The sequence below is a fragment of the Lewinella sp. 4G2 genome, from assembly GCF_001625015.1.
Lineage (GTDB): Bacteria > Bacteroidota > Bacteroidia > Chitinophagales > Saprospiraceae > Neolewinella.
Map to the genome: position 1 here is coordinate 433,079 of NZ_LVWJ02000014.1, position 25,782 is coordinate 458,860.

At 52.0% G+C, this 25,782-nt stretch carries 17 protein-coding genes; 2 read left to right on the forward strand and 15 right to left on the reverse strand.

Translation table 11 applies throughout. The features are described 5' to 3' along the window. Positions 1–324 precede the first annotated feature (324 nt). The 5 genes from A3850_RS03320 to A3850_RS03340 form a co-directional block, all read right to left on the reverse strand. On the reverse strand, positions 325–777 hold the full coding sequence (locus tag A3850_RS03320; RefSeq protein ID WP_068214181.1) for a DinB family protein: 453 nt from the start codon (positions 775–777) through the stop codon (positions 325–327). A gap of 1 nt (position 778) precedes the next feature. After that, positions 779–1,594, reverse strand: coding sequence for a glutamate racemase (gene murI, locus A3850_RS03325; RefSeq protein ID WP_068214183.1), 816 nt, complete (start codon positions 1,592–1,594; stop codon positions 779–781). Positions 1,595–1,823: 229 nt separating this feature from the next. Then, the gene (locus tag A3850_RS03330; RefSeq protein ID WP_068214185.1) at positions 1,824–2,339 is read right to left on the reverse strand and encodes an OmpH family outer membrane protein; all 516 of its coding nucleotides are present in this window, start codon (positions 2,337–2,339) and stop codon (positions 1,824–1,826) included. A 91-nt stretch (positions 2,340–2,430) separates the two neighbouring features. Continuing rightward, positions 2,431–2,949 (reverse strand): OmpH family outer membrane protein, encoded by a 519-nt coding sequence (locus A3850_RS03335; protein ID WP_068214187.1) that lies wholly within the window; start codon positions 2,947–2,949, stop codon positions 2,431–2,433. Positions 2,950–3,342: 393 nt separating this feature from the next. Then, positions 3,343–3,771 carry a cupredoxin domain-containing protein gene (locus A3850_RS03340; protein ID WP_068214189.1) on the reverse strand — a complete coding sequence of 143 codons (429 nt, stop codon included), beginning with the start codon at positions 3,769–3,771 and terminating at the stop codon, positions 3,343–3,345. Positions 3,772–4,331: 560 nt separating this feature from the next. Here A3850_RS03340 and A3850_RS03345 point away from each other — a divergent pair. After that, the gene (locus tag A3850_RS03345; RefSeq protein WP_068214191.1) at positions 4,332–8,342 is read left to right on the forward strand and encodes a T9SS type A sorting domain-containing protein; all 4,011 of its coding nucleotides are present in this window, start codon (positions 4,332–4,334) and stop codon (positions 8,340–8,342) included. Between the two features lie 569 nt (positions 8,343–8,911). On the opposite strand, the gene A3850_RS03350 is transcribed toward A3850_RS03345, so the two are convergent. The 8 genes from A3850_RS03350 to A3850_RS03385 all read right to left on the reverse strand — a co-directional run bounded on the left by A3850_RS03350 (position 8,912) and on the right by A3850_RS03385 (position 22,958). Beyond that, complete coding sequence (locus A3850_RS03350) at positions 8,912–9,136, reverse strand: HTH domain-containing protein (protein WP_068214194.1); 225 nt, start codon at positions 9,134–9,136, stop codon at positions 8,912–8,914. A 122-nt stretch (positions 9,137–9,258) separates the two neighbouring features. Further along, positions 9,259–10,773, reverse strand: coding sequence for a tail fiber domain-containing protein (locus A3850_RS03355; protein ID WP_068214195.1), 1,515 nt, complete (start codon positions 10,771–10,773; stop codon positions 9,259–9,261). A gap of 399 nt (positions 10,774–11,172) precedes the next feature. Beyond that, positions 11,173–11,379 carry a hypothetical protein gene (locus A3850_RS20380; RefSeq protein ID WP_068214197.1) on the reverse strand — a complete coding sequence of 69 codons (207 nt, stop codon included), beginning with the start codon at positions 11,377–11,379 and terminating at the stop codon, positions 11,173–11,175. Positions 11,380–11,388: 9 nt separating this feature from the next. Beyond that, entirely contained in the window at positions 11,389–11,877 is a 489-nt protein-coding gene (locus A3850_RS03365; RefSeq protein ID WP_068214198.1) for a hypothetical protein, read from the reverse strand. 9 nt (positions 11,878–11,886) lie between these two features. Next, a complete protein-coding gene (locus A3850_RS03370; protein ID WP_157500856.1) occupies positions 11,887–18,405 on the reverse strand; it encodes an RHS repeat domain-containing protein in 6,519 nt (2,172 codons plus the stop codon). A gap of 19 nt (positions 18,406–18,424) precedes the next feature. Then, entirely contained in the window at positions 18,425–19,486 is a 1,062-nt protein-coding gene (locus A3850_RS03375; RefSeq protein WP_068214202.1) for an IS630 family transposase, read from the reverse strand. A 389-nt stretch (positions 19,487–19,875) separates the two neighbouring features. Then, positions 19,876–22,218, reverse strand: coding sequence for a ribonuclease R (gene rnr, locus A3850_RS03380; protein ID WP_068214204.1), 2,343 nt, complete (start codon positions 22,216–22,218; stop codon positions 19,876–19,878). A gap of 170 nt (positions 22,219–22,388) precedes the next feature. Further along, complete coding sequence (locus A3850_RS03385; protein WP_068214206.1) at positions 22,389–22,958, reverse strand: GNAT family N-acetyltransferase; 570 nt, start codon at positions 22,956–22,958, stop codon at positions 22,389–22,391. Positions 22,959–23,085: 127 nt separating this feature from the next. Here A3850_RS03385 and lysM point away from each other — a divergent pair, with 127 nt between their 5' ends. Beyond that, positions 23,086–23,535 carry a peptidoglycan-binding protein LysM gene (gene lysM / locus A3850_RS03390; RefSeq protein ID WP_068214207.1) on the forward strand — a complete coding sequence of 150 codons (450 nt, stop codon included), beginning with the start codon at positions 23,086–23,088 and terminating at the stop codon, positions 23,533–23,535. A 139-nt stretch (positions 23,536–23,674) separates the two neighbouring features. Here lysM and A3850_RS03395 read toward each other — a convergent pair whose 3' ends face one another. Both A3850_RS03395 and A3850_RS03400 read right to left on the reverse strand, forming a co-directional pair. After that, the gene (locus A3850_RS03395; protein ID WP_068214209.1) at positions 23,675–24,640 is read right to left on the reverse strand and encodes a transketolase family protein; all 966 of its coding nucleotides are present in this window, start codon (positions 24,638–24,640) and stop codon (positions 23,675–23,677) included. Positions 24,641–24,751: 111 nt separating this feature from the next. Next, positions 24,752–25,597, reverse strand: coding sequence for a transketolase (locus tag A3850_RS03400; RefSeq protein WP_068214213.1), 846 nt, complete (start codon positions 25,595–25,597; stop codon positions 24,752–24,754). Between the last annotated feature and the right edge of the window lie 185 nt (positions 25,598–25,782).

Below are 25,782 nucleotides of genomic sequence, written 5' to 3' on the forward strand. Positions count from 1 at the left end.
ACCCGGCACCTGCGGCAGCGCCAAATCGGCATCCCTAATAGAAAGGAATACCAGATCGGCACGTACGTCGATACGCGGTTTGGGGCGCCGCCACGGGAAACGCGTGACGGAGGGAACACAGCCTTGGAGAGGGGGAGTAATTGCCGAAAGGCAGGCCTGAACGTTCGGAACGCTCAAATCTTACGCCGGAGATCCGCTACCGGCCGCCGCACATTTGCGGGCGTAAAGCTATGGTCATCGTGATAATTGGTGCGAAGATAAGCTTTTTTCCCGCCGTAAGAAAAGTATGCCGCCCGACAGGTAAGCGGGGCCTCAACCAGGGAATTAAACCAGCTTGTTGAGCGCAATCACGGTACCCAAGTGCATGGCTTCGTGCACGGAATTGAAGGTGAGCGCATCCTCAACATCCCGCAGCGTAATGCCGTAGCTCGTGGGGTACTCCCGAAAATTGCTGAAGTCGAGGCCGTCCCAATCCTCCCGCAGACGGCGGACGCTCGTGATGAGGCTGCTGAAGATCTCCTCGATCTCTTCTTTGCCGACGGACACCTCCGGCTTGGTCCCCTTGCGGTAGCGCTGGATAAATTCCTTACCGGAAGGACTCGGCAAACCGCTGAGGCCGTAGGTCAGGCCTTCCATGGTGGCGATGACGTGGCCGAGGTTCCAGATGATGTTGTTGTTGAAGCCCGGCGGGATGCGGTTGAGTTGCTCGTCCGTCAGGTCCTTACAGATTTTGATCAGGTTCTTGCGGGTGGCCAGCAGGATGTCGAATTGGGTCATTTCAGCTTAATTGTACGTTCGGAACGAGGAGGCGGCGGTGGCGGTTGAGTGCGGGCAACCCCAGCAGCGTGCGTTGCAAGGCGCGGCCATCGCCCGTCGCCAGGAAGTCGTGTGCAATCCTTTGCGCCCCCGGTTCTGCTAAGATTCCGGCTTCTTCCAGGCGGCGCTTCACCTGGCGGGCCGCCGCCGGGGAGGGGTCGATCACCCGCACGCCGTGGCCGGCCACGGCCTGGATATCCGCCTTTACCATGGGGTAATGAGTGCAGCCCAGGACGAGGGTGTCCACGCCATCATTGACGAGCGGATGCAGGATAGAATTCAGTTTTTCCCGAAGGCGGGGGCTCCCCGTCGCTTCCGCTTCGATGATGGGCACGAGGCCGACGCAGGGGTCTTCCCGCACCGTTTTGCCACCGAGGTACTTCTCCTTCAGCACCAGGTAGCGCGGGCTGGCGAGGGTGGCCCGGGTAGCGAGGACGCCAATAGTCTCGCCGGAAGCGGCGGGCTTTACCGCTGGCTCCAGTCCAACGAAGGGCATTTCCGGAAAGTCGCGTCGCAGTTGGTCAATGGCAATGCTCGTCGCCGTATTGCAGGCTACGACGATCAGCTTTGCTCCCTGACCAATTAGGTGCCGGGTGATCTCGCGGCTGTAAGCCAGGATGGACTTTGCGGATTGCGGGCCGTAGGGTGCGCGGGCGTTATCCGCCACGTACAATAAGCGTTCATCGGGGAGAATCTCCGCAATCGCGGCGGCGACGGAGAGGCCACCGATGCCGGAATCAAAAATGCCGATGGGGCCGTTCTGGGGTGCTGGTTCCACGGGGTGAAGATAGGGTTAGTCTCAAGCTTTGCTTTATGCTCACTATATAACTGTTGCCCCCGTGATTCCTCTCCCCCGGCCCCATTCGCTACGCGGCTACTGCGTGGTCCGAAGGAGAGGGGAGATGTGATAGGTGTGAACGTAGCGAAAAGTACAAATCACTTAACGTAAAACGGGCTGCAGCATTCAGTGATGTTGCAGCCCGTTTGGAAAACTAGTGCTGATAAGCTTAGTTACCAGAAACGCCGAGGCGTGCCTTCACGTCCTTGCTCACGTTAGCGGCTTCGATGCCGTAGAGGAGGGTCTGCTGGTCGAGGATGTAGTCGTAGCCTTTTTCTTTAGCGACGGCTTCGATCACTTCGTTGACTTCCTTGTAGATCGGCTCGAGGAGTTCGGCGCGTTTTTTCTGGAGGTCCTCCATCATCTGCTGCTCGAACTTGGCGATCTCTTCCTGGCGGGCCTGGAATTTAGCGCCTTCTTCCTCCTCCTGCTTGGGGGAGAGGCCACCCTGGGCGGCGAGGGCCTGTACCTTCTGCACTTCTTCCTGGTAGGAAGCGACCATCTGCTGGCCCTTCTTCTGGAGCTGCTTCTGCAGGCCTTCGAGGTTGGATTCGGCGGCCTTCATCTGGGGCAGGCTGGCGAGGATCTCGGCGACGTTCACGTAGCCGATCTTCTGAGCGGAAACGGAAGCGGTGGCGGCGAAGACCATGACGGCCATCAGAGCGAGTTGAATGTACTTTTTCATATTCTGTTTAGTTGAGTAGTTTGAGGTCGAACCGGCTACCGATCGGTGAAAGTCTGGTGGCGCCGGCCCGTATTGGGGTTGATTGGGATTATTATTTTTGGAGGGCCCGCAGGATGTCATCCGTCTTATCGTACGCATCGCTGCCGAAGATGATACCCGGCATGGAAGCCCGGTCGAGGATGAAGTCGTAACCGCGGGCGCGGGAGTAATTTTCAACGGCTTCGTAAACGGCGTCCTGGATGGGCTTCACCAGTTCCTGGCGGCGCTCGAACAGTAAGCCATCGGCACCGAAGCGGCGGCGTTGGAGTTCGCGTACGGCCTTTTCTTTGTTGACGATCTCTTCTTCGCGCGCGGTGCGCTGGTCTTCGGTCAGCAACACCTGCTCGGCCTGGTACTTATTGTACATCCCCTTGATGTCATCGTACTGCTGATTGATCTCCTGGTTCCACTTGGCGGCCAGTTGGTCGAGTTGCTCCTGGGCATCCTGGTATTCCGTGATGCTGGTCAGAATACGCTCCATATCAATGGTAGCGATCTTTTGGGCGCTGACGCTGGTGCTGAGAAATAGGCAAGCAACGAGGGCAGCAAAAAAGGAGGTGCGTAAACGCATACGAATGGGATAGTTTGAAAAAGCCCTCAAAAGTAGCGCAGCCACCTTGGAACCTTCGGGTAAATAGACGCTCTGTCAACGCTGAAGTTACGCCGTTGGGAAAGTTTTAACGCCACCCCAATCAACGTAAGCCACTGACAAACAATTAATTACCCCTAACGCCAGGAAAACAGCCCGTGTTCTGTTTAACGTAATCTTAACGGCGCTCCCACCAGTAAACTCTTCCCCCAACGAAAAAACCCGGAGCCAGCCTTCAGGATTTGAAGACCAGCCCCGGGTCGGGTGGTGAGATTTGTCCGGTGAACTTAGCCGGTGAGAGCCGGTAAGCAACGGGACATCCCCATTGTCAAGCCAGCTATCCTTATGTAGGATGTAGCTGTTTGCTAACGGTCCTTACTTGACCGTCAGCGTGTAGTGAGGCGTCGGGTTCAGGGGGCAGCTGTACTGGTAGGTACCTTCCGTCAGGGTGACGACGCCGGTGCGCTGGGTCTTCCCTTTTTCTACGAGCGCGGCGACGCCGGAGTTAGCCACTTGTGCTTCGGTGGCATCCTGCAGGTAAAAGCCGAGGCCTTTGTCTACTTCCAGGTTGGTGACTTCGAAGACGTACTTGCCGGGGGCCAACGTCAGCGATTCCGTATTGTAGACGCCTTCGGACTGGCTGAGCTTGATAACGGTGTAGTCGGCCTTGTCGGCCATCATGGTTTCGCCGTGCTTGGCATCCATCTTGTCCATTTTGTCCATGGTAGCCGACTGGGCGTTGGCGGTGGTGGAGAAGATCGCTGCGAAAAGAACGAGTGCGAGGAGGGAGAGAAAATTTTTCATCTTACAGAAATTGATTGGTTATGGCTTTCGCCGTTGTTATTGATATAGCAAAATTAGATGCCGTAATGAGGGCCTCAACTACCAATCATTCCTGGGAGGGTGTCAATTTTTCCTGAGGTGGCAGAAACAGTTGTTTGTCTAATAGAATTTCGTCGTACAACCTGATTAAATCATGGCGAATTGGAGCGTGTGCCAACCAATCAACCAATTTATGCTAAGGTGTTTCTCGCTATATGTATAGTACTAGCATTGAGCACTTCTCAAAGCTATTGAGAAGAAATCTTATCCCAGTGACCGAACATGTGTAGCTACAGACACTTTAGACAGACGAATATCGCCCCAACACGCTGTTAGGCGGAATTTATGCGCTGGCTAACTCGAGATGGCCGGCATTTTTCATACGAGACGAGATCGTTGTTTGCGATGCTGTTTCGCTTTCCATTAACCTGAGCTTTCATTCAGCCATTGCTAATTTTTCTGCCTGACCCGCCGCCGCGTGGGGCCAGTTGTGGATTGTATTGTCCGTGCCTGTCTGACTGATTCAACCTAAGCAAACATTTATGAACCAGTATTTACTCAAGGGAATGAGCGCCGTGGCGTTAGTTCTATTTTTATTTACCGGCGCTTTCGCGCAAGTAGTCACTTCTACGGCCGACTCCGGCCCGGGTAGTCTGCGTGACGTCGTGGCAGCCGCCCTTCCGGGTGGCGTTATTACGTTTGATGCCTCTACGGATGGTACGCCAATCACCCTTACCTCCGGTGAGATCGTAATCGACAAACTGCTTACCATTAGCGGAAACGGCGTTGACAACACGATGATCAGCGGCGGTAACAGCAGTCGGATCTTTAATATCACTCCACCACTCGCCATCACGGTGATCATGAACGATCTCATGCTGACCGAAGGCAACGCCGATATGGGCGGTGCCATTATGGTAGCTGCCCTGACTTCCGCAACGTTGACGGACGTTAGCATCACGAATAGCGAGGCAACCGGTGCGGACGCAAGCATGGGTGGCGGCGCCATCGCAGTTATGGGTGGAATCGTCACGGTCGCATCATCCACGTTTTCTGGCAACTCCGCCAGTGGTGCCAGCGGTAGCGGCGGTGCAATCATCGTTGGCGATGGTGGTACCCTAACCGTTGACGGTAGCACCTTTAGCGGCAACTCCGCCTCCCGCGCGGGTGGCGCCATTGAAGATGTATCCGGTGACGCTACGGTAACCAACATTACCGACACCAATATGTCCGGCAACTCTACCGGCAGTGCTCCCGGTAACGGCGGCGCCGTCCACGTAACGGGTGCGGGTGATCTCAACTACACCGGTGGCCGCGTGATTGACAACGTTGCCGCCAGCGAAGGTGGCGGATTATGGATCGGTACCGGTACGATGACCGTAACCAACGTATTACTCCTCAGAAACGTAGCCTCGGGTGACGAGGCGACGAATGGTGGTGGCGCGCTCTTTAGCGCCGGTGGCACCCTGAACGTATCCAATAGCCGCATCCTGGCCAATAGCGCCAACGGTTCCGCCGGTAGCGGTGGCGGTATCTTCAACGATGCTGGTACGCTTACCGTAGAGAATACGCTGATCAGAAACAATTCCGCGGTCCGCGCGGGTGGTGGTATCGAAGAAACGGAAGGTGGTACGGCTACCTTAACTAACGTACGCCTCACGGCTAACAACGCCGGCTCTTCCCCCGGCAACGGTGGCGGTATGCACATCACGGGTGCGGGTGACGTAGTGGTGAACGGTGGCGCCGTAGTTCAGAACACGGCGAGTAACGAAGGTGGTGGCCTTTGGAATGGCGCCGGCACGATGGACATTAACGACGTTTATTTCCGCCGCAACGTAGCGAGCGGTGATGATGCCGACACCGGTGGTGGTGGCGTCTTCAACCTGGCCGGTACGGTCAACATCAATGCCGGTACGGTTTTCCGCCAAAACGTAGCTGACGGTGCTTCCGGCAGCGGCGGTGGCCTGCTGAACGACGTAGGTGGTACCGTTAACATTACTGGCGCGGAATTCGCGCTCAATACCGCCAACCGCGCGGGTGGTGCCATTGAGGACGTTTCCGGCGCCGAGACGATGGTAACCATCACCGACACCAAATTCCTGAGCAACTTTGCCGGTGACGCCCCCGGTAATGGTGGTGCCATCCACATCACCGGCCCCGGTGAAATGAGCATCACGGGTGGCGTGGCCAACCAGAACGTAGCCAGCCAGGAAGGCGGTGGCTTCTGGAACGGTAGCGGTACGATGACGGTAACGGACGTGACCTTCAGTTCCAACGAAGCCCTGGGTACGGCCGCCGACGACGGTGGTGGAGCCCTCTTCAACAACGGCGGTACACTCGTCGTCAACGGTGGTGTATTCGATCGCAACGTAGCCACGGAAGGTTCCGGTAGTGGTGGTGCCATTCACAACGCTATTGGCGGTACACTCACGGTAACTGGTGGCCGCTACACCCGCAACGAAGCAGCCCGCGCCGGTGGCGCCATTGAGGATGCTTCCGACGTAGGTACGATGATGACCATTACTGACGCAACGATGAGCCAGAACATGACTGGCCCAATGCCCGGTAACGGTGGTGCCATTCACATTACCGCTTCGGGTGACGCAGAAATCACCGGTGGTCTTTACAACGACAACGTAGCAACCAGCGAAGGTGGTGCGCTATGGAACGGTGGTGGTACCATGACCGTAAGTGGCGTAGCCATCAATGGCAACCGCGCCGAAGGTGACATGGCCGACCAAGGTGGCGGTGGCATCTTCAATGAAGGTGGTATCCTGATGGTCATGAATAAGACCCAGATCATTTTTAACGAAGCAACCGGTGCTTCCGGTAGCGGTGGTGGTATCCTCAACAATACGGGTGGCCAACTGACGGTCAACCGCAGCCAGCTCAAGAACAACAGCGCTAGCCGCGCGGGTGGTGGTATTGAAGATAATTCCGCGGAAGAAGGCACCGTAAGTATGGTTTTCGCCAACCTGATCGGTAACACGACGGGTAGCGCACCGGGCAATGGTGGTGGTCTCCACGTCACTGGCCCCGGTACCGTCGATATTGATGGTGGCTTGATCCTGAACAACACGGCAGCCTCCGAAGGTGGTGGCCTCTGGAACGGTACGGGCACCATGACGGTGAGCCGCGCCAAAATCGTCAACAACATTGCCATGGGTGACGACGCGACCAACGGTGGTGGCGGTATCTTCAACCTCGACGGCGGTACGCTGATGGTGAGTACTTCCACTCGCTTCTCGGGCAACCAGGCCACTGGTGCATCCGGTAGTGGCGGTGCCATCTTCAACAGTGAGGGAAGTTCCCTTACCGTAGATCGGTCCTTCTTCAACAACAACTCCGCGAGCCGCGCGGGTGGTGCGATCGAGGACAACTCCCAGAGTGGTACCACGGTAATCATCAGCAGCTCCAACTTCGACGGTAACACGACCGGTAGCGCACCGGGTAACGGTGGCGCCATTCATATCACCGGCGACGGTGACATGGAAATTAGCCGCAGTAATTTCACCAACAACACGGCTGCCCTTGAAGGTGGTGCTCTCTGGAACGGTGCCGGTCTGATGACCGTAACCCAAACGGACGTGCTCGACAACGAAGCTCAGGGTCCAGCCCTCGACGACGGTGGTGGCGGTGTCTTCAACAACGGTGGTGCCCTGGTACTGGAGCGTTCTACGGTGTCCAACAACTCGGCCACGGGTAGCGGTGCTTCCGGTGGTGGCGTCCTCAGTATCGGTGGTAGCATCCAGGTGATGGTATCTACGATTACGGGTAACGAAGCACCCATCGGTGGTGGCGTCCACGCCATTGGCGAGAACGTATTCAGCAGCTCCACGATTGCGGCGAATAACGCAACTATGAGTGGTGGTGGTATCATCGTTACCGGCGAAAGTTCCGCTACGCTCTACAGTAATATCGTAGCCGCGAACACTTCCGCTGGTATTGCGGACCTGGAAGGTGACGTCGGTTCTTTCTTCTCCGATGGGTTCAACCTCATTGGTCAAGACGACATGGGTGTTCTCGCTGCGATCGATACGGATACCTCCGGTGTTTCCGGTGCTCCCATCGACCCCATGGTCGGCCCATTGGCCCAGAATGGTGGCCCCACGCAGACGCACAACCTGCTCTGTGGTAGCCCCGCCATCGACGCCGGTAACCCATCCGATACCGACCTCGACCAGGGTGGCCGCGGTGTATTCGGCGGCATCCGTGACATTGGTGCCTTCGAGCGCCGGAGCACTTGTTCCGCGCCCGACGTAACCGCTCTGCAGAGCAGCCCCGTGGCGAAGTCCTTTGAGGCAGCCACTACGGACCGCGTCAGCGTTTACCCGAACCCCGTTAGCGCCGAGGCCGTCAATGTCGCCATCCCCACTGAGTACGGAACGGATGTACGTTTGGACCTGCTCGACCTCACCGGTCGTTTGATCAGCAGTCTCCAGGCTACCGCCGGTAACGTTGCCCTGCCACTGGCTAACCAGCAGCCGGGCACCTACCTCGTCCGCATCACGGCGGGTGAGCTGACGGAAACGCAGAAGTTGATCATTCGGTAAATGATCTTCACGCGCAAGCGTGAACCGCGTTTAGAAGAATGCCGCACAAATCGTTGATTTGTGCGGCATTTTTTTTGTGTCGGTTTTTTACTGAATGGGGATATCTCACTTACCTCGCTACACTTACTCTACTATTGAATAAGGAAGGTGGGTTGAGATTTGTCCGGTGACAGAATTTACCCATGACCAGGCCGCTGGCTTATTGGTCGGTGAGGAGTTGGCGGATGGTAGCCGGAGAGTGGCGGATACCGTACCTTTGTTGGAAGGCAATACTCCGGCGCCAGTCTTGCATGTTTAAGGTGGCGTTGTTCGGACGCTTACGTATATCCAATCATCTCCGAAGTGCAAGGTTCTGCAAGTACAATACGCAGATTCCATGCATTAGGGTTGTTTTGGAAATTTAATTTTCCCCGTGAAAGCTAGCAGCATAAAGGGATTGAGGACTTATTGAGGGCGCCCTACCGTAGACCCATTATCTAGCGTTAGCTGAGTTGGGAGATTTAAATGATTATAGATGATTGTTTGTCCTAACCTACCTCGCATCAGGTATATGTTTAGGATAATTTTTCCTAAGCAACCATGCTGAGTTCAAAAGGACTTTCGTAGTAGTACCTTTGTTGGTTTTTGCAGTAGGCGATCGGAGCACCGCTATCTTTCAGCATCGCGAGCATTCTAAATATGGTTGCCCGGGAAACGCCCATCTTGCGGGCGAGCTCAACTGGTGAGCCGGTGGCACCCCTTGAAATGAGCTTGTGTAAACGAAGTAAACGCTGGTAAGGTAAAAGAATACGCATGGGGTTTGGATTGGTGGTTAATAAATACTGAAGGACTACAAGAATGCAAACACTAATTCTAGAAACATCACACAAGGCAATAGTTAAGTCCAGCAACAATGCTCGCACGGACTAGTAGGCCTCTACTCAATAATAATCTTTTCGCTGCCTATTGTTCGCTGTTCGACTAAATTAAAAATCTCTAAAAGGTACATTCCTGCAGGAAGGTTATTCAATTCGATACGATGGTCCGTTGATTTAATGGTCTCTTCTTTCAACAGTCGCCCGGAAGCATCGAATAATCTTAACTCGTGATTCTTGACGGGTGGCCCCATCACGCGCAACCACTTACTTGCTGGATTGGGAAAAATGGTGTAGCCGCTTTCGCTGAGTTGGGGGATTATTTGCGGGATGGATTTCTCGTTTGGTAAGTTTAACCCGTTGGAATTGAAAAGTCTGCCAGGGAGCTCAAGACCACACCCTACACACTCTATAAGAGAAGAAATCGAAGCAGTTAATGATGCTAATTCACTTCTGATCTCATTAATCTCATCCTGTTGGCTCTCAATAAGGTCAGCCTGGGTTGAGATAAGTTTATCTTGTTCCTGGTATCCTTCAACAAGGATAGCGATAAAATCGCTGTACCGGATGGTCTTGATCTCTTGTGCTTCGCGAATCAATCGCATGGTGCCTTCTTCTCCTTCCGCATCGTCGAGCTGTTCATAGCGAGCGGGGTTGGTTACTGTTGTCACCAAGTCGGGCAGTACTTCTTCCACCTCTTGGGCTAGAAATCCATAATGCATGGACTGCGTTTCTAAGGTAATTCCCTGATCTTCAAGAAAAGAGTAGGTCATCGGCTTCAATTGCGACAGTATATCACCGGCATTATTCAAATCGACGATGTCAGTTTTTAGTCGCAGATCAGAAGTTTGCATCATACTTCCAGTGACGACAACGTTACCTTCAAAATATCCGGCGTAATTAGTGTTGCTACTTGAATTCGCTCCTTCGGTGCCACCCAAAACGCCATAAGCAATTGATCCTGCTACGTCATTTCTAGCTGTTCCGGATACACCCACCACTATTCCAGAACCATTGCCCTGATAACTTACATCTGCAGCCACGCCGACGATGTAGTTGTGATTAACCGAAGCAATGTTAGAGTAAATACCAACCGCTGAGGAATAACCAGGAAAATTTTTGGCGGTCAAACTGTTGATCCAGGAGAACATACCCCTAGCATAAGTTGGAGCTCCTATAGTTCTGTTGTGAATACCAGTATGTACGTAAGGGTCTCCTTCATACAGGTTATAGATACCCGTTTGGTTGCCAGCTGGATTATTCGGCACCCCATTAAACAGACCTTTGTTGTATACACCATAGATACTTCCTCCGGAAGTTACCTGATTATACAAGCCAAAACTATTGTCTCCCGTAGAACTTTGGTCCAGGAGATACAAGTTTAAATTTGCCTTGAGACCATTGCCGTATACTGTAGTTTGACCTTCTTGTTCCGGGGTCCCAATAGTTTCGTCACCAATTACGACATCGTTACCAGACTGAATTTTAATTTGGGCGGAGAGCGATGCATGTACTTGAAGTAAGAACAGGGAAAAGAAAAGCACTTTGGCGAGTTTCTTCTGGATGGTCAATTTCATATTAGGTTCTTTGAGGTTTGGAATAATAGAAGTGTCTAGGACCAATTTTACCACTATGGAATATTACTTCCAAAATCGGAGATCATTGAGAATTTTAACGCGGAGAAGACCGTTGTTAAGGTTATAGCTTGAAACAAATACCCAACAAGTGGCGGAAGATGCAGTATTGTCACATTCATTATAGTAATTAGTCCTGCTGGACGCTTGCATACTTGTCAATCACGCAAGTATTTTCATCAACTACTTCGTATCTCGGTGCGCTTACTGTAAAATACGTACTTGCCAGTCTCATTACTTGAGACGGTCAGGTAGATTTTTTAGAAAATTTTGGGTGAGTCTGTACATACACCAACAGCTGTCAACGCTGGCAACCAACCCCGGCCCAGCGCGCCGCCTCCCTTACTCTGGCTGCATCGGCTCGGTCGTTTTCCGCGCCGAACCGACCTTCGTAAAGCACAAAAAAGTGACTCGCAGCAAAGCTGCATTGTCGCTATTCGCAGCATAGTACATCGTGCTCGTACCAGTCAACGTGAAAGTAAAATTATCCGCACAATAGAGAGCGCCACCGCCAACCGCCTTGAAGGCGACTGCGTTGGTACCAATCATTAGGAGAATTCATTCATATTTATTCAATATAAATGTGACGTTATTGATCGCCACTAAGAAGTAATTCCCCTGCTTGTCTTCTAGTAAAAGGTGGTCGTAAGGAGCTTTCTCAGAATAAAAATATCCATCAAAATTTACGAATTTGTAGACGCTTGAACCATCAAAATTGATTTGAGCATTAGAAAGGATATCTAGCAGTGGTTGCCCAAATGATGGAATAGCACTTATATAATGCGTAGGAATTCTATCAGGAAATCTCACCCTTTCACTGTTGATCGAACAGTCCGCACCCTCTCCGTACACCTCCAAATAGTTGTCAGTTGGCAATATAGCTGTCTCAACATATAATTCCCAGTGGAATTGTAGCCAATCATTTAAGATATCTTTGTGTGCAAATTCATCAATATTTTTCAAAGAGTGTACATAAAGCTGTAAGCTTGTCCAGTGTTGGTTAAGAAAATCAGCAAAACGCTTGACTGCATAGTTGACATCTGTCATAGTAATAATTTATCCGCCATTTAACATTCTTAGCTCACCTTCAGTAGGTGATCGCTTGTGTCCTTTTCCTGAACGCGTACCGGTATTTCTTGCTGAACCCTGAGGCAATCCATATTTTTTAAAATTCACAGCATCACCATACTGAGAACTAGGGTTCCTTGGATTTCTAATGAATTCTTTGACCCTGTCTTTAGTAATGTCGTAAGTCTTATTACCCTTTTGCACCACGATGCGTGTCGAAGATCTTTTTACAACACGCCCTCCTGTGGCATCAACCATTCGCGTAGCTGCACTTGGAACTCTTATTCCTGTGCGTGCTGATCTTACAGCTCTTATACCCTTGGGCGTTGGACCATATGTCAAAAGAGCCTCACTGATTAATCCAGGCATCTCAGCGATCGCCTCGGCTTCTCTATCACTAAATCCTTCTAAGAATTCTTGGCTGGACATTCCTTGGACTTGGCGAGCCAAAGCCTGATCGTATGCCCCTTCTTCTGATTTTGATACAGTAGCATAAACCTCTTGTTGGTAATGAATAACGTAACCAGTCTTACCCTCTACGATATGCCAAGCTCCGAGGGCGGTTTCACCTTCTTTAGCTTCAGTCCGGTCTTCCCAGTATTCCTCGTTCGTTTCATTATTCCGGAACCAATCCATCCCATCTGGGTCAATGTTAGAGATTGGATTATTCACAACATAATTGTAAGGGCTATGCGATATATTGTGATCTAATTCCGCCAATGGGTCTATTGACGTCCACCTAGAGATTGCTGGGTCGTAATACCTAGCTCCATAATCATACAACCCCAACTCCTCATTAAATATCTTTCCATTATACCGATAGCGGTTGTCCTCAACACCAATATTGCTAGAGCTATTCCACTCCCCCTGCATCTCCATCCCGAAGGGATAATAATGCATCTCTTCCTTCACGGTTGCCTGTTCGCCAAATCTCACCCTTACGTTTCCTAGGTGATCGGTGAGGTAGAATTCGGCCTCGTAGCTACTGAAGTCGTTTGCATCTCCGGTAGGGAGGAACCTGCCCTCGGAGTGGTGGATGCTCTGAATGTCGTCGTCCAGCCTGATTCTTTCGGGCAGGTAGAATCGCGAGCTGGTGATTATTTCACTCTCTACGAACTTCGTAGTCTCCTCTTTCAGCTTTTGGCCCGTAGCGTCATAGGTGATGACGATGTCACGCCCATCCTCAAAGATAAATCGTTGGGGGAGATTTAAATGATTGTAGACTACTTCCTGAAGACCAAGGTCAATGTTCTTTGTTTGGTTGCCGTTGTCGTCGTATTCGTAAGGCGTACTGCCTCTTTCTACGAAACCACCCCGGAAAGAATTGTGGAGGAGCGCCGTATCCACTTCCGCCAGGAATCCTCCGCCGGCGACGTCGGTTTGGAAACCAGCTTCCAGCTTTACGCTGGACCCCGCCCTAAACTGAGTTTGACCTTGGTAGTTGGTGTTGGCGGTGTTCGCGTTCGCAATGATAGATTTTTTGGCGGCGTGACTTTTTGGAGCTATTGGAGACTTATCCAGAATTAGGTGGTCGGGGTGTTGGATGCCGCTGGTTTCTGCTAGGTCGTAGACTCCAGTCAACCGGTCCGTCTCCCCGTGATAAAGGTAAACCAAATCGTCTATCTTGCCATAAGTTCCGGGAGCAGCATCCTGGCGCTGCCCTTCTCTTCTGATTGTCAGCAGATTGCCTCTGGCGTCGTAGGAGTAATTTGTATCGTACTTTCCTGATTCGATTCCATTGTGCCCTGAAACCGCCGAAGTAATCCGATTCAGATAGTCATAAGTGAAACGATAGTGGCTTTCACCTTGGTTGGGCGTAATCCACAGCAATTCAGAGATATTGCCATCCAGCCTGGGTACGCTGTTTGGGAGTACGGGAGCGTCGTATGCTAGCCGTAGGGCAAAGAGATCGGAACCAACCTTGTCGACATCATTAATGTCCGTCAGATATCCATTTTCTCGGTAAGTGTAGTCTACCGTTTGGGCCGGTTGGAAAAGCGTCCCACCGAGTAGCTTTTTTACCTGTTGGTCTTTCGTCGAGTACTCAAAAGCTGCGATGAATTTTTCACTACCCCCATCGAGCGTTTGGTATGTGGCTGCTGTTCGGGACCAACGATCAAATTCGGACCGCGACTTTACCGTGAAAGCAGCTATGCCAGACTGCTTATGCAATGATGATGATTCTAATAAATTGTCAGCGCTATCGTAGATAAAATCCGTTTCCTCGGCATCCAGATGGCTAGGTAAGATTAGACTGTTACCCACTGAGTTGATCAGGCGCCCAAAATCATCATAAGTATGCGTCATCTCCAGAAAGTCAGAACCGGAACCATTCAGGATCAAAAACTTTTCGTGGGTTATTTGATCGAGGTTATTGGGTAATGAACCATAAGTACTCTCAGTAAGTAGCTGTGCTATTGTCGGGTTGTCGGGAGCACTTAGATCATGAGCAAACCCACTTTCAGTTAGTCTTCCGTAATCGTCGTAAATATTTGCAATCCACTTGCCTTCATTTTTTTGATTTGGATCCTGAGATCCTGCTAGTAGCCGTTTAGAATTGTAGGCGAACTGTGAAGTGCCTACTTGATTGGGCGTGTAGGATTGTTCGATTTGCCCGAAGCCCGTATAGTCGTATTTGAAACAAAGGTCATCACCCATGACAGCTCCCGGAGGAATGACCTGGTACGGTTGATCCAAATTGTCATATACCGTATGCGTAGCCTGTTGTTGCCCTGCCGAACCACTTTGCGCTGACTTTACCAATCGCCCTGCCTTGTCCGTGTAATTGACCGTTCGGTTACCTTCCGCACTAATTATCTCCTCAACGAATAGTTGACCGGGCAGATAATCGCTGCCGGTAGTAGGGTCAATCACTTCGCCTTGAAGATTTGTTCGGTAGTTCATGGTTGTTAGATACCAATCGGAATGTGTGCGACTCAACTCACGGCCTAGTGGGGATTCCTCATACGTGTAAGACGTGCCCGGTGTGTTGTTTGGGGTTGGCTGGTAGGATCCATCCGATGAATTTACGGAGAACGGGTCAAAAACAGTCTTTTTCCTACCCCGGGCATCGTAGGAGATGGAATTGATGACATCGACGAGGGTACCGTCATCATCGTGCTTCTCTTGTTGAACGGCTTGAACCAAACGCCCGAGGCCATCGGTATATTCTATGCTGTGAAGGATTCTGCCGGGGTCAACGTCAGTTGCCGCAAAGGTTACCGTGGATAGCCGCTGATTGGGGGTGCCCAGGTCTGGTTGGCCATAGTTGTAGGCATACGTATTCACTACTTCAAACTCGTTGTTCGCGTTTTTTCTCGTTTTAACTTCCTGTAGGCGAGCTAATTCATCAAAGCCATAGATAGTCTCGACCCCATTGACGGCTACTGAGGTGGCGGGCAAGTTGGATCCACCATGGTAGGTAGTGAGCCATTCAAAATCCTGGTAACTTCTTTTGGTAATATTACCATTTTCCCATTCGTAGAATTGCGGCTCCCAACCCGTTCGTAGTAGCGACGTAGGCTTTCCCTTACTCAGTGAGTTGGCCGGATAATACTTGGGGATTTCACCTGCGAGATACTGGTGTATCGGCTGTAAAACACCGTTAACCGATGCGCGCTCTCCTTCGAAAAAGCGATGAGGCCTGGGTATGGAGCTGGTGGAATTATTGATCAATTGACCTGACGCGATATCAAACTGTTGAAACTCAACCTTAGTGAACTTTACTAAGTCTCCATTGACGTACTGTTCGGTGAGCCACGGACGGGCTAGTAGATTGTAATCGTCTACAAGTTGATCTCTAATCATGATCGACGGATAGTCCGGCGAATAGGAAAACGCTACCCTCCGCGTTTCCGCCGGCTGGTTGGTCCCAATCTTACTGTTTTCGGTAATGATAGCGGTAGGCTGATTGTGTCTGTGGGAGGAATCATACTCCCTAGTTATTGTATTCGACACGCCGTCCAGATAGGAAGTTTCCGTACCCTCTAAGCGGGCAGTACTTCGAAGCGGGTAGTTGTAAGTAAGTGTCAGGCCCCCAGGCAAAGTGGTAACCCTGATGCCTAACCTTGAAGTGTCGTACACACTGTAACCACCGGGCAGGTAGGTCGTTGCTGCAACCTCATTCGAATCTGACTCGTATACCGATTTAGTGCTCAGTTTACCGTGGGTTCTGCTCTTTCCAAATCCAAATATATTGTAGTTATACCAGGAGGTTTGTGAAAATATGTATGGTAAACGGACTTCCCCTAGTATGTCATTTATCCTTATCGAGTAAAAATGGGTCAAATCGAATTCATTAGGATGAATTGGAGCATGACCCTCTCCGATAATCATTCCGATATCACTATTTTCTATCGGTGAAACATAAAAGCTATACTCCGAGTAGCCTTCTCCGGGAATATTTTCCTGAACAGTCCGATAACTTAGATGCCGTCCATCATTTCCAGCTAGCATTTTGTAAGAGGTATCAGTATATTTTATCGTAATGCCATCAGGATTTGGGTCATTGGTGCCCCGTGCGATATACTTTGCACTAAGATAGTAGCTCGGTCTTTCGTATAGCGCACCGGAGGAAATTCCCTGATGATCCAAGTAGGTGAATGTCTTTACCACTGGTGGATTTATACTAAGGCCATCGAAAGATTCGATCTTCTTTACCCGGAGTCCGCCGACTAATTTAGAGAAGAATCCTTGATTCCCCGTTCTTAACTGGAAAGTGCCATGACAATTGTTGGTAGTCAAACGAAAAGTGTACGCTACGCCATGCTCAAGTTGGTACCAAGGGTGAATTTCATCTAAAGACACATTTTGCTCGGATAGTGAAAAGTTTTCAAGCTGTTTCGTGTAACTTCCCAGTAGGGAATCTCCTTCAAGAAGTGAAATAGTCACCGTCTCGTCACCATAATTACCGTTTGCAAAGCAACTGTTCTGTTGAGTGCTGTTAGTTGATTGCATTGGTACGAAGCCAGTCAGGTCAAATACTGCATCCTTTGCTTCTTGTGCCAAGTTGAACGTATACGAGTCTGAGAACGAACGTTGATCACACCAGTTAAGGAACACATCGTTTTCGTAGCTTTTGATAAATGTTCTGTCAGCCATATTGAGCACACCGTGATCTTTAACCTGATTGCCTTCCATTTCGTAAGCAGTACTCCCTCCGGTAGGGTAAATAACCTTAGTTAAAGTTCCCAGCAACATCGATGCTTCATCCGCTTCACGCTTTGCGGATCCGGCATTATACTCTTGCAAGTATCCACTTACGAACATGATTACCGTAGTTGGGGGAATGTTAATGCCAATCCCACCGGAGGTGTTGTTGCCATTTTCCCCATTGTAAAAACCCCAGTGATCGATGGCCTTCGACAGCCGGTGTGGGAAGTCGACAATACCATTTTCGTCTTCCCCGTAGTACTGAAAATCATACTGGGGCTTCTGGACGGAGCCTGTACAGCTCATCTCCTGAACAGCATCCAGCGATAGCCGGTAATCGTAGGGCATGGCAGCTGAGCTCACGCTCTCGTCGTGAAAATACTTATACTGGAAGTCGAATTGAGTGCAACGGTACGTACCGTGGTTTATTTCGATCCGATCAAGTGCTCGTGCTCCGTCCAGGTCAGTCCGATCACTCGCGGATGGTATAAAGTCCATACTACCCGTACCGTAATCCACGCTCACCAACCGGTAGCCAGCCACAAATTGATGGACGTAGGGAAAATGAGCCCTTTCGACGCCGTTTTGCCCCGGGTGGCTGGTGTAAACGCCAACTTCAGAACTAAAAATGTGGTGCCCGGAGGCGGGCGTCCGATAGTTGTATGATTCAGCTTCGTAGCCAAAGTCGATACTATAAAGTCCATCGGGGCTGGTGATTTGTACAAGCATCCAGTTAGTCCGGTAAGGACTGACGGCAGTTCCAGCCTGCATGGTCTCACAAACTGACGTTCCCGTACCAGAGGCAGCCCTACCAAAGTAATATTTGACCCCATTGGGCAGGGTAAGTGTGAACTGTTCGAACTGACCGTTTACCAGATCATACTCAATTTTGAGATCTAACTCTCTATCTAGCAAAATAGGTGCATCACTTCCGTTGAGGATAAACTGTCCGGAAATAGAGCCAGTATTAAAAGTGAAGATGTCAGGCTCGGAGTCTGCTAAGCCGTCCTTAATTTCGGTAATAAAATTTGCATACTCAACCGTATGCGGGTCTAGCATTGTTTTATACGCTTCGTAGTAATAGCCTCCCGCTCCCTCATCACGTAACCCTTGTACCGTCCGGGTTATCATTCCTGCACCTTGCAATGACCAGCCCAACCCCACCCAGCTTGCTGGTTGACTTACACGAATACCTGCTGCATGATAGCTTAAGCCAAAGGAATGTTGCAACGGCCCATCCTTTACTGTGTGAATTGGCACGGCAATTTGTGGCAGTCCGCTAGCTAGTGTAATTGGTTGCGTGGTGTACTGGCCTAATGATGCTGCATTGGGCGGGGGCATCACTACGTCGTTCACCAATGAATTATTATACGCATCACGAAGAGGTTTGGGACAAATGCACGGAAGTGCCTCCCACTGTCCTGAAGTTTAAAGTCAGTAGGCTACGTAATTCTTCCTTATACAATTTTATCCCACCCAGAAATGAAACGATGGCCGCTTCAAATTCACTAGACTTCTCGTAATAAGTTGAGTTCAATACCTTAACTCGCATAAAGTGCCATAGGCGCTCGATTAAGTTTAGGTTAGGTGAGTAGGTTGGTAGATAAACGAACTCGATCCGTTGGCCATCCGCCCACTCCGTTAGCATCTTGTTGCGATTGTAGCGAGCGTTGTCACAAATGAAGTAAATCTTTTTGCCCGGATGTTTGCGTAGTAACTGGCGGCATAAACGCTGAGTAGACTGAGCATTGATGGTGTCAGCAATCTCGTATACTAAATGTTCCGGCTTGAGCGCATTGACGGCCGCATTAATATTCACTCGCTGTCGACCATTGTTGCAATCCACTTCGAAATCTTCCCCCTTGCGTATCCAGCCGCGACTCGTCTTTGTATTGTGAGTAGGATGACAGCCATCAGCATAGTAAACAACTGCATCGCCGGTGGCTACCTCTTCTAAAAGCGCGGGTAGTTCTTCCTCAACGAAGGCACGCTGTGCTTCTTCGTCAGCCTTAGCCGGCACGGACTTGCTCTTCTTAAACACGAAACCAAGCCGGTGCAACAAATCGGTCATACCGCCAACGCTGTAGTCTACCCCAAAGCGCTCGAGGACGTAGGCAGCAATGGATTTTGCATCAGGGTATAGGTAGTCATCCAGATGCTTAGCTAAGGCTTCTTCTTGCTTGTCAGTTAACCGACCGGTGTAAGCTACATAGCTATCGTCCAGAAAGTCGGACAGACCGGCTTTGTAATAGGCGCGCTGGTAACGATAGATCGTATTGTCGTCAATACCCAATGCCGCCTCGATTGTCTTGACCGAATGGCCTTGGTGCAGCATGATGAGTACCGTTACTTTGCGGTAACGCCGCTTTGAAAGCCCAGCTGTGTTTTGTTCCAGCTGAAGTGCTTCGAGTTCATCCTTGGTTAGTATTAGCGACATAGCCCTTTAAAAACATCCTGTGTCCCAAACCAGTTCAAGAGTGGTATAGGTTGGCCCCAAAGAAAAACATTGGATAGTACGCAAATTATGAATATAGGGTAATAGGTCTTTCTGAGGAGCATACATCAAATATCTCCCGCGGCAGTATCATTCTATGAGACCAGACAGTAAATAGTAGTTAATAGCCCTTTCGTGTGGGTAAATTATCGTTCCACATATCGTGTGCATGAATGTAACCAATGACAATATCGAATAGAAAAAAAATGGGAACTTTCGATTACAATAGCTACCGTTCCATCCCTCCGTGGCGAACCCTGGAGAAATCATTGCCGGGCATTTCCCAACGAAGCCAATCAAAAGGTTCCATCCCCCCAAGCAACCATTTCCCCCTAACGCCGCTTCCCCCCACGTCCCTTCCTAGGTCCTTTGTTCGCACCTGCGGCAGCGCCTGATTTGGAAGACTTTCGGGTTTTAGAACGGGATGGGCGGGTGCTACCGCTACTGTTAGAACGAGGAGTTCGCTTAGCCTTTTGCTCATCTTCCCCAGAAGTGCCGTGAATTTCAAGCACGTCCACCAGGGCCATATCGATGCGGCGGCGGTCGAGGTCTACGTCTTCGATGCGGACGCGGAGGGCGTCGCCCATCTTCAGGCGCTTGCCGGATTTTTTGCCGGTGATGTAGAGTTTGCCGGGGCCGATGTCGTAGGGCTCGTCCATATCGTCGTAGCTGATCATGCCTTCTACGAAGTTGGCGCTGAGTTCCACGAAGACGCCGAAGTCGGCCAGGCCATTGATGATGCCGTCGAATTCCTCGCCGATGTTATCGAGCATGAACTCGGTCTGCTTGTACTTGATGGATTCCCGTTCGGCGGTGGTCGCCTTGCGCTCCTGGGCGGAGATGTGCTTGCAAGTTTCCTCGAGTTTCATGGCGTTGGCCTTGTAGAGGCTGCCCTTTTCGAGGTTCTTATCCAGGATCCGGTGCACCAGCACGTCGGCGTAGCGGCGGATGGGGCTCGTGAAGTGGCTGTAATTATCGAAGCCCAGCCCGTAGTGGCCGATGTTTTCCGTAGTATAAATGGCCTTGGCCATCGTACGGATCGCAATGGGCGAAAGCATCTTCACCATGGGGTCTTCGGCGGCTTTGGAGAGCAGGGCGGTGTAGGACTTGGCGATACTTTGCGGCGTGCGCAGGTCCATCTCGTAGCCGAGGGATTCGGCGAAGCGGGCCAGTTCGGTCACCTTGTCGATGTCGGGCTCGTCGTGGACGCGGTAGACGAAGGGGATGTTCTCCTTCAGCCGTTCCTCCTTCTTGATGATGTAGGTGGCGACCTCCTTGTTGGCGAGCAACATGAAGTCCTCGATCAACATATTGGTGTCGATACGCTCCTTGATGTAAACTTCCAGCGGGGTGCCGTCATCCGCCAGGCGGAAGCGGACCTCGTTGGTCGCGAAATCGATGGCGCCTTCCTTGAAGCGCTTCTTGCGGAGCACCTTGGAGATCTTGTCGAGCAGGTGGAGCTCCTCGACAAAGTCGCCTTTATCCGTATCCAGCACTTCCTGGGCCTCCTCGTAGGTGAAGCGGCGGTCGGAGTGGGTGACGGTGCGGCCAAACCAGCGTTTGCGGATCTGGTAGGTCTTGGGGTCCAGCGTGAAAACGGCCGAGAAGGTCAGTTTGTCCTCGTGGGGGCGGAGGGAACAGAGTTCGTTGGAGATGCGCTCGGGGAGCATCGGGCAAACCCGATCGACGAGGTAAACGCTCGTCGTGCGTTCGGCGGCCTCCCGGTCGAGGGCACTGCCGGGCCGGACGTAGTGGCTCACGTCCGCAATGTGGACACCGACCTCGATCTGGCCATTCTCCAGGTGTTGGATGGAAAGCGCGTCATCGAAGTCCTTGGCGGTCAGGGGGTCAATCGTGAAGGTGGTCACCTCCCGCATGTCGCGGCGGATGTTGATCTCCTGGGGGCTGATCTTGGCGGGTAGTGCCTCGCTCTCGGCGATGACGTCATCCGGGAAGGTGATCTGGAAGCCATTGTTGATGAGGATGGACTGCATCTCGATCTCGCTGCTGCCTTCCTCGCCGAGGACGGCCGTGAGCGTTCCCGACAACTGGCCGAAGCGGTTGGCTTCCCAGTTATCGATGCGGACGACGACTTTCTCGTTCGTCTCCGCCCCGAGGTTCTCGGCGCGGTGGACGGCGACGAGCAGCTTGGTCGTGCTGCCGGGCTGGTCGACCTCGACTTCGGCGTACTTAGGGTACTCTTTGTAGGTACCGACGAAGTGAGTGACGCTGCGTTCGAGGACTTCCGTCACTTCTCCCTCCGGCTTGCGGCGGCGGGTGAGCGTCCAGTAGCGGACCTTCACCTTATCACCATCCTGGGCGTTGCCGAGGCGGCGGCCGGGGACGAAGATGTCCTGGTCGTCACCGTCCACGACGATGTAAGCATCGCCGGAGCGGGTTTTGTCGACGCGGCCTTCGATGTAGTCCGAGCTGGTTTGTTGCTGGTAATTGCGGGCGATCTGGTACTTGTAGTCGCCGTTGCTGCGTACAGTCTTTTGCTGTTCGAGTTTCTCCAGTGCGGAGAGGACGGAATCCTGAGAGTTTTTGATCTTCAGTTTCCGGATGAGTTGTTTGGGATTGTACTGCTTGCGGTCGTTCAGTTTCAGTTCCTTGAGGATTGCGCGTTCCAAATCACGCGCCTTGAGCTTTGCGCCCTTCGTTTTCTTATTAGCCATTAGGTTGTTATGCTGGGTGTAACCGCGAAAGTGGACGGTAATTCTGTATTCGTCGTCCTAACGTATGCGGGCCGCGGAAGTGCGGACTTTGTCTGGGTTTCAAGTAATTCTACCGTGCAAACCGATTGAATGGGTGGAAAGTTGCGCGGGAGATCACTATGCCCCCTACCCTACTTACGCCAGTCCCACCCGACGACGACCCATTCCTGCCCGGTGGGCGCCGTGGCCGTCCGCAGTTCTTGAAAACGCATTCGTTGGTGGACGCGGCGGGAACGGGTGTTATGCTCGTCGATGGAGGTGATGAGGTAGGGGTAGTGCAAACTGTAGCAGGTGCGCAGGTACTTATACATCCGGTCCACCAGTTTGCGGCCGCGGTATTCCTTATCCACGCAGACCTGCCCCATCCCGAGGTAGTTGACGTTCCCGAGTATTTCTCCGTTGAGTTCGGCACCATCCTGTATTTCCCAAACGGCGGTGAGGGTAGGCACCTTATCGGCGAAGTCGCGCGTCATGGCCAGGGCGTAGCCAACCACGCGGGTACCGTCCTTTGCGATGACGGCGGCCGTAGCGCTGTTCATTTCTTCCAGGACGTCATAGTCGTGCACGGCGGTGACGAAACCCTGATCGGTGGCCTCCTCCTCACTGAGGGCCGCCTTCAGGTTGGCCCGTTGCAGGTCAATGATCTGCTTGAGTTCCGTCTTTTTACGGGCCAGGGTGATGCGAACGTCTTGCTTGAACATGGGATGAGGGGGTAAAAATTAAAAAGTTGGCCGCGAACAAGGTTCTTCCGTAATCCGCTTGTTATAATGGGCCGGCGGAGCAATTCCGTTGCCCGTTATTCTTTCATCAAATAAACCTATTCATTTTATGGGACTCATTTCCTTCCTTAAAGACAAGGGCCGCAAGATCTTCGGCAAAAAAGAAGAAGAGGTGACCAAAGAGGTCGTCCTCACCAAGACACAGAAGCTCGAGCAGGAGATTGCTCGCCTTGGCCTTAACGTCAACGACCTCAAGCTGGAACTCTGCGAGCAGGTCATCGTCACCGGCACGGCGCACGATACGCCCACCGCGGAGCGGGTCATCCTCGCCCTCGGTAACGTCGAAGGCGTCGGTTCCGTTGACAACCAACTCAACGTAGCCAACCCTACCGTGGAAGCCAAGTACTACACCGTCCAATCCGGAGATAGCCTCTCCAAGATCTCCAAAGCGATGTACGGCGACCCGATGAAGTACCAGCAGATTTTCGAAGCGAATAAGCCGATGCTGGAGCACCCGGATAAGATTTATCCTGGGCAGAAATTGCGTATTCCACAGTAGTTAGTCTTTAGTCTGCAGTCTATAGTCTGTAGTTGCTAGCGTGACACCTCAGACTACAGACTGTAGACTACAGACTAAAAAAAAAAAACGGCTTCCCTCAACCGAGAGAAGCCGTTTTTCTATGTCCGTACTAGAGGTTTTACCCCTTCGCAGCAACCGCACGCTTCGCAGCAGCAACGATATCCTTGATCCCAAGGCCATACTTATCGAGCAGTTGCTCGGCAGTGCCGGATTCACCGAAGGTATCGTCAGTGGCGACGAATTCCTGGCGGGTCGGGTGATTCATGGAGAGGCATTCGGAGATGGCGCTACCTAGACCACCGTACTTGTTGTGTTCCTCGCAGGAAACTACGGCACCGGTCTTTTTGGCGGAGGCGATCACGGCTTCTTCATCCAGAGGCTTGATGGTGTGGATGTTGATCAGGTCCACGCTGATGCCTTCTTTGGCCAGTTCGCGGGCGGCTTCAATGGCGTACCAGACGAGGTGGCCGGTGGCGAAGATGGAAACGTCGGAGCCCTCGTTCAGGTGAAGGGCTTTACCGATCACGAACTCCTGGTCTTCCGGAATGAAGATGGGCCAACCGGGGCGGCCGAAGCGGAGGTAAACCGGGCCGTGGTGCTCGGCGATGGCCTGCACGGCGGCTTTGGTCTGGTTGTAATCGCAGGGGTTGATGACCGTCATGCCGGGCAACATCCGCATCATGCCGATGTCCTCCAGGATCTGGTGGGTTGCCCCATCCTCACCGAGCGTAAGGCCGGCGTGGCTGGCACAGATCTTCACGTTCTTATCGCTGTAAGCGATACTCTGGCGGATCTGATCGTAGACGCGGCCGGTAGAGAAGTTAGCGAAGGTCGTCGTCATGGGGATCTTCCCAGCGGTGGCCAGACCGGCGGCAACGCCCATCATATTAGCTTCGGAAATACCACACTGCACGAAGCGGTCGGGGTAAGTCGTGATGAAATCTTCGGACTTCATGGAGCCACGAAGGTCAGCCGTCAGCATGATCACGTTGTCGTGCTTGTCGCCGGCGGCTTTGAGTCCGGCACCGAACCCGTCGCGGGTAGCTTTCTTGCCGGTGGATTGTAGTTTATCTAGGGATAGCATTTGCTATGGTTGTTATTGTTATTGAATGGCTTTCGCCGATTTTTGGGGATACAGTCTGCAGTCTGTAGTCGCAGTGTCACTATAGACTATAGACTACAGACTAGTAACTGATCACGCCGGAAAATCCCCCAACGTCTCCTCCAGCTGGTTCAGCGCCGTCTCGGTCTGTTCCGCGTTCGGCGCCTTACCGTGCCACTTGTGGGTACCGACCATGAAGTCGACGCCCTGGCCCATTTCGGTTTTCATGACGATACAGCAGGGCTTGCCGTTGCGCATCTCCTGTACTTCCTTGAGTACCCGGACAGTTTCCTCCATGTTGTTGCCATCCATGTGGTGGATGTTCCAGCCGAAGGCCTCGTACTTATCGGCGAAGTTGCCGAGCTTAAGTACTTCCTCCGTGGGGCCGTCGATCTGCTGGCCGTTGTCATCGATGATGAGCACGAGGTTGTCCAATTTGTTGTGGGGAGCGAACAGGGCCGCTTCCCAAATTTGTCCTTCTTGCTGCTCACCGTCGCCGGTCAGTACGAAGACCGTCCGGTCGTCGCCGTTCATTTTTTTGGCTAAGGCCATACCGCACGCAACGCTGACGCCCTGTCCGAGGGAACCGGAAGCAATACGGACGCCGGGCAGACCCTCGTGGGTAGTTGGGTGGCCCTGCACGCGAGAATTGATCTGGCGGAAGGTAGCCAGTTCCTCTACGGGGAAGTAACCAGCACGGGCCAGTACGCTGTAGAAGACGGGGCTGATGTGGCCGTTGGAGAGGAAGAATACGTCTTCCCCCTTCGCCTCCATATTAAATGAGGTATCGTGCTTCATTACCTCAAAGTAAAGTGCGGTCAACAGATCGGCGTTGCCGAGGGAGCCGCCGGGGTGGCCACTTTGGCAGAGCGAGACCTGCCGGATAATATCGCGCCGAACCTGGCTGGCGATGGATTCAAGTTTCTGGATGTCTGGCATAAATAGTGTGGTTTGGATAGCCCGTAAGCTGAGGGCTGGGTTCTCAAGATTAATCCTTAGGCAAGATACGGGTTAATTAGTTTAATTGTGAAACTAAGTCCGCTTTTCCGCTTGCCGTAGCTGCATTCTAACGGGTGGTGGTGCACTTTGTGCGAAGGGGCGGTGGGAGATGTTTTCGACAAGGG

Bases quoted from the DNA above. Each gene is read 5' to 3' on its own strand.
- A3850_RS03320 (WP_068214181.1), bottom strand. From the start codon at position 777: ATGACCCAATTCGACATCCTGCTGGCCACCCGCAAGAACCTGATCAAA.
- A3850_RS03330 (WP_068214185.1), bottom strand. From the start codon at position 2,339: ATGAAAAAGTACATTCAACTCGCTCTGATGGCCGTCATGGTCTTCGCC.
- A3850_RS03335 (WP_068214187.1), bottom strand. From the start codon at position 2,949: ATGCGTTTACGCACCTCCTTTTTTGCTGCCCTCGTTGCTTGCCTATTT.
- A3850_RS03340 (WP_068214189.1), bottom strand. From the start codon at position 3,771: ATGAAAAATTTTCTCTCCCTCCTCGCACTCGTTCTTTTCGCAGCGATC.
- A3850_RS03345 (WP_068214191.1), top strand. From the start codon at position 4,332: ATGAACCAGTATTTACTCAAGGGAATGAGCGCCGTGGCGTTAGTTCTA.
- A3850_RS03350 (WP_068214194.1), bottom strand. From the start codon at position 9,136: ATGCGTATTCTTTTACCTTACCAGCGTTTACTTCGTTTACACAAGCTC.
- A3850_RS03355 (WP_068214195.1), bottom strand. From the start codon at position 10,773: ATGAAATTGACCATCCAGAAGAAACTCGCCAAAGTGCTTTTCTTTTCC.
- A3850_RS20380 (WP_068214197.1), bottom strand. From the start codon at position 11,379: ATGATTGGTACCAACGCAGTCGCCTTCAAGGCGGTTGGCGGTGGCGCT.
- A3850_RS03365 (WP_068214198.1), bottom strand. From the start codon at position 11,877: ATGACAGATGTCAACTATGCAGTCAAGCGTTTTGCTGATTTTCTTAAC.
- A3850_RS03375 (WP_068214202.1), bottom strand. From the start codon at position 19,486: ATGTCGCTAATACTAACCAAGGATGAACTCGAAGCACTTCAGCTGGAA.
- rnr (WP_068214204.1), bottom strand. From the start codon at position 22,218: ATGGCTAATAAGAAAACGAAGGGCGCAAAGCTCAAGGCGCGTGATTTG.
- A3850_RS03385 (WP_068214206.1), bottom strand. From the start codon at position 22,958: ATGTTCAAGCAAGACGTTCGCATCACCCTGGCCCGTAAAAAGACGGAA.
- lysM (WP_068214207.1), top strand. From the start codon at position 23,086: ATGGGACTCATTTCCTTCCTTAAAGACAAGGGCCGCAAGATCTTCGGC.
- A3850_RS03395 (WP_068214209.1), bottom strand. From the start codon at position 24,640: ATGCTATCCCTAGATAAACTACAATCCACCGGCAAGAAAGCTACCCGC.
- A3850_RS03400 (WP_068214213.1), bottom strand. From the start codon at position 25,597: ATGCCAGACATCCAGAAACTTGAATCCATCGCCAGCCAGGTTCGGCGC.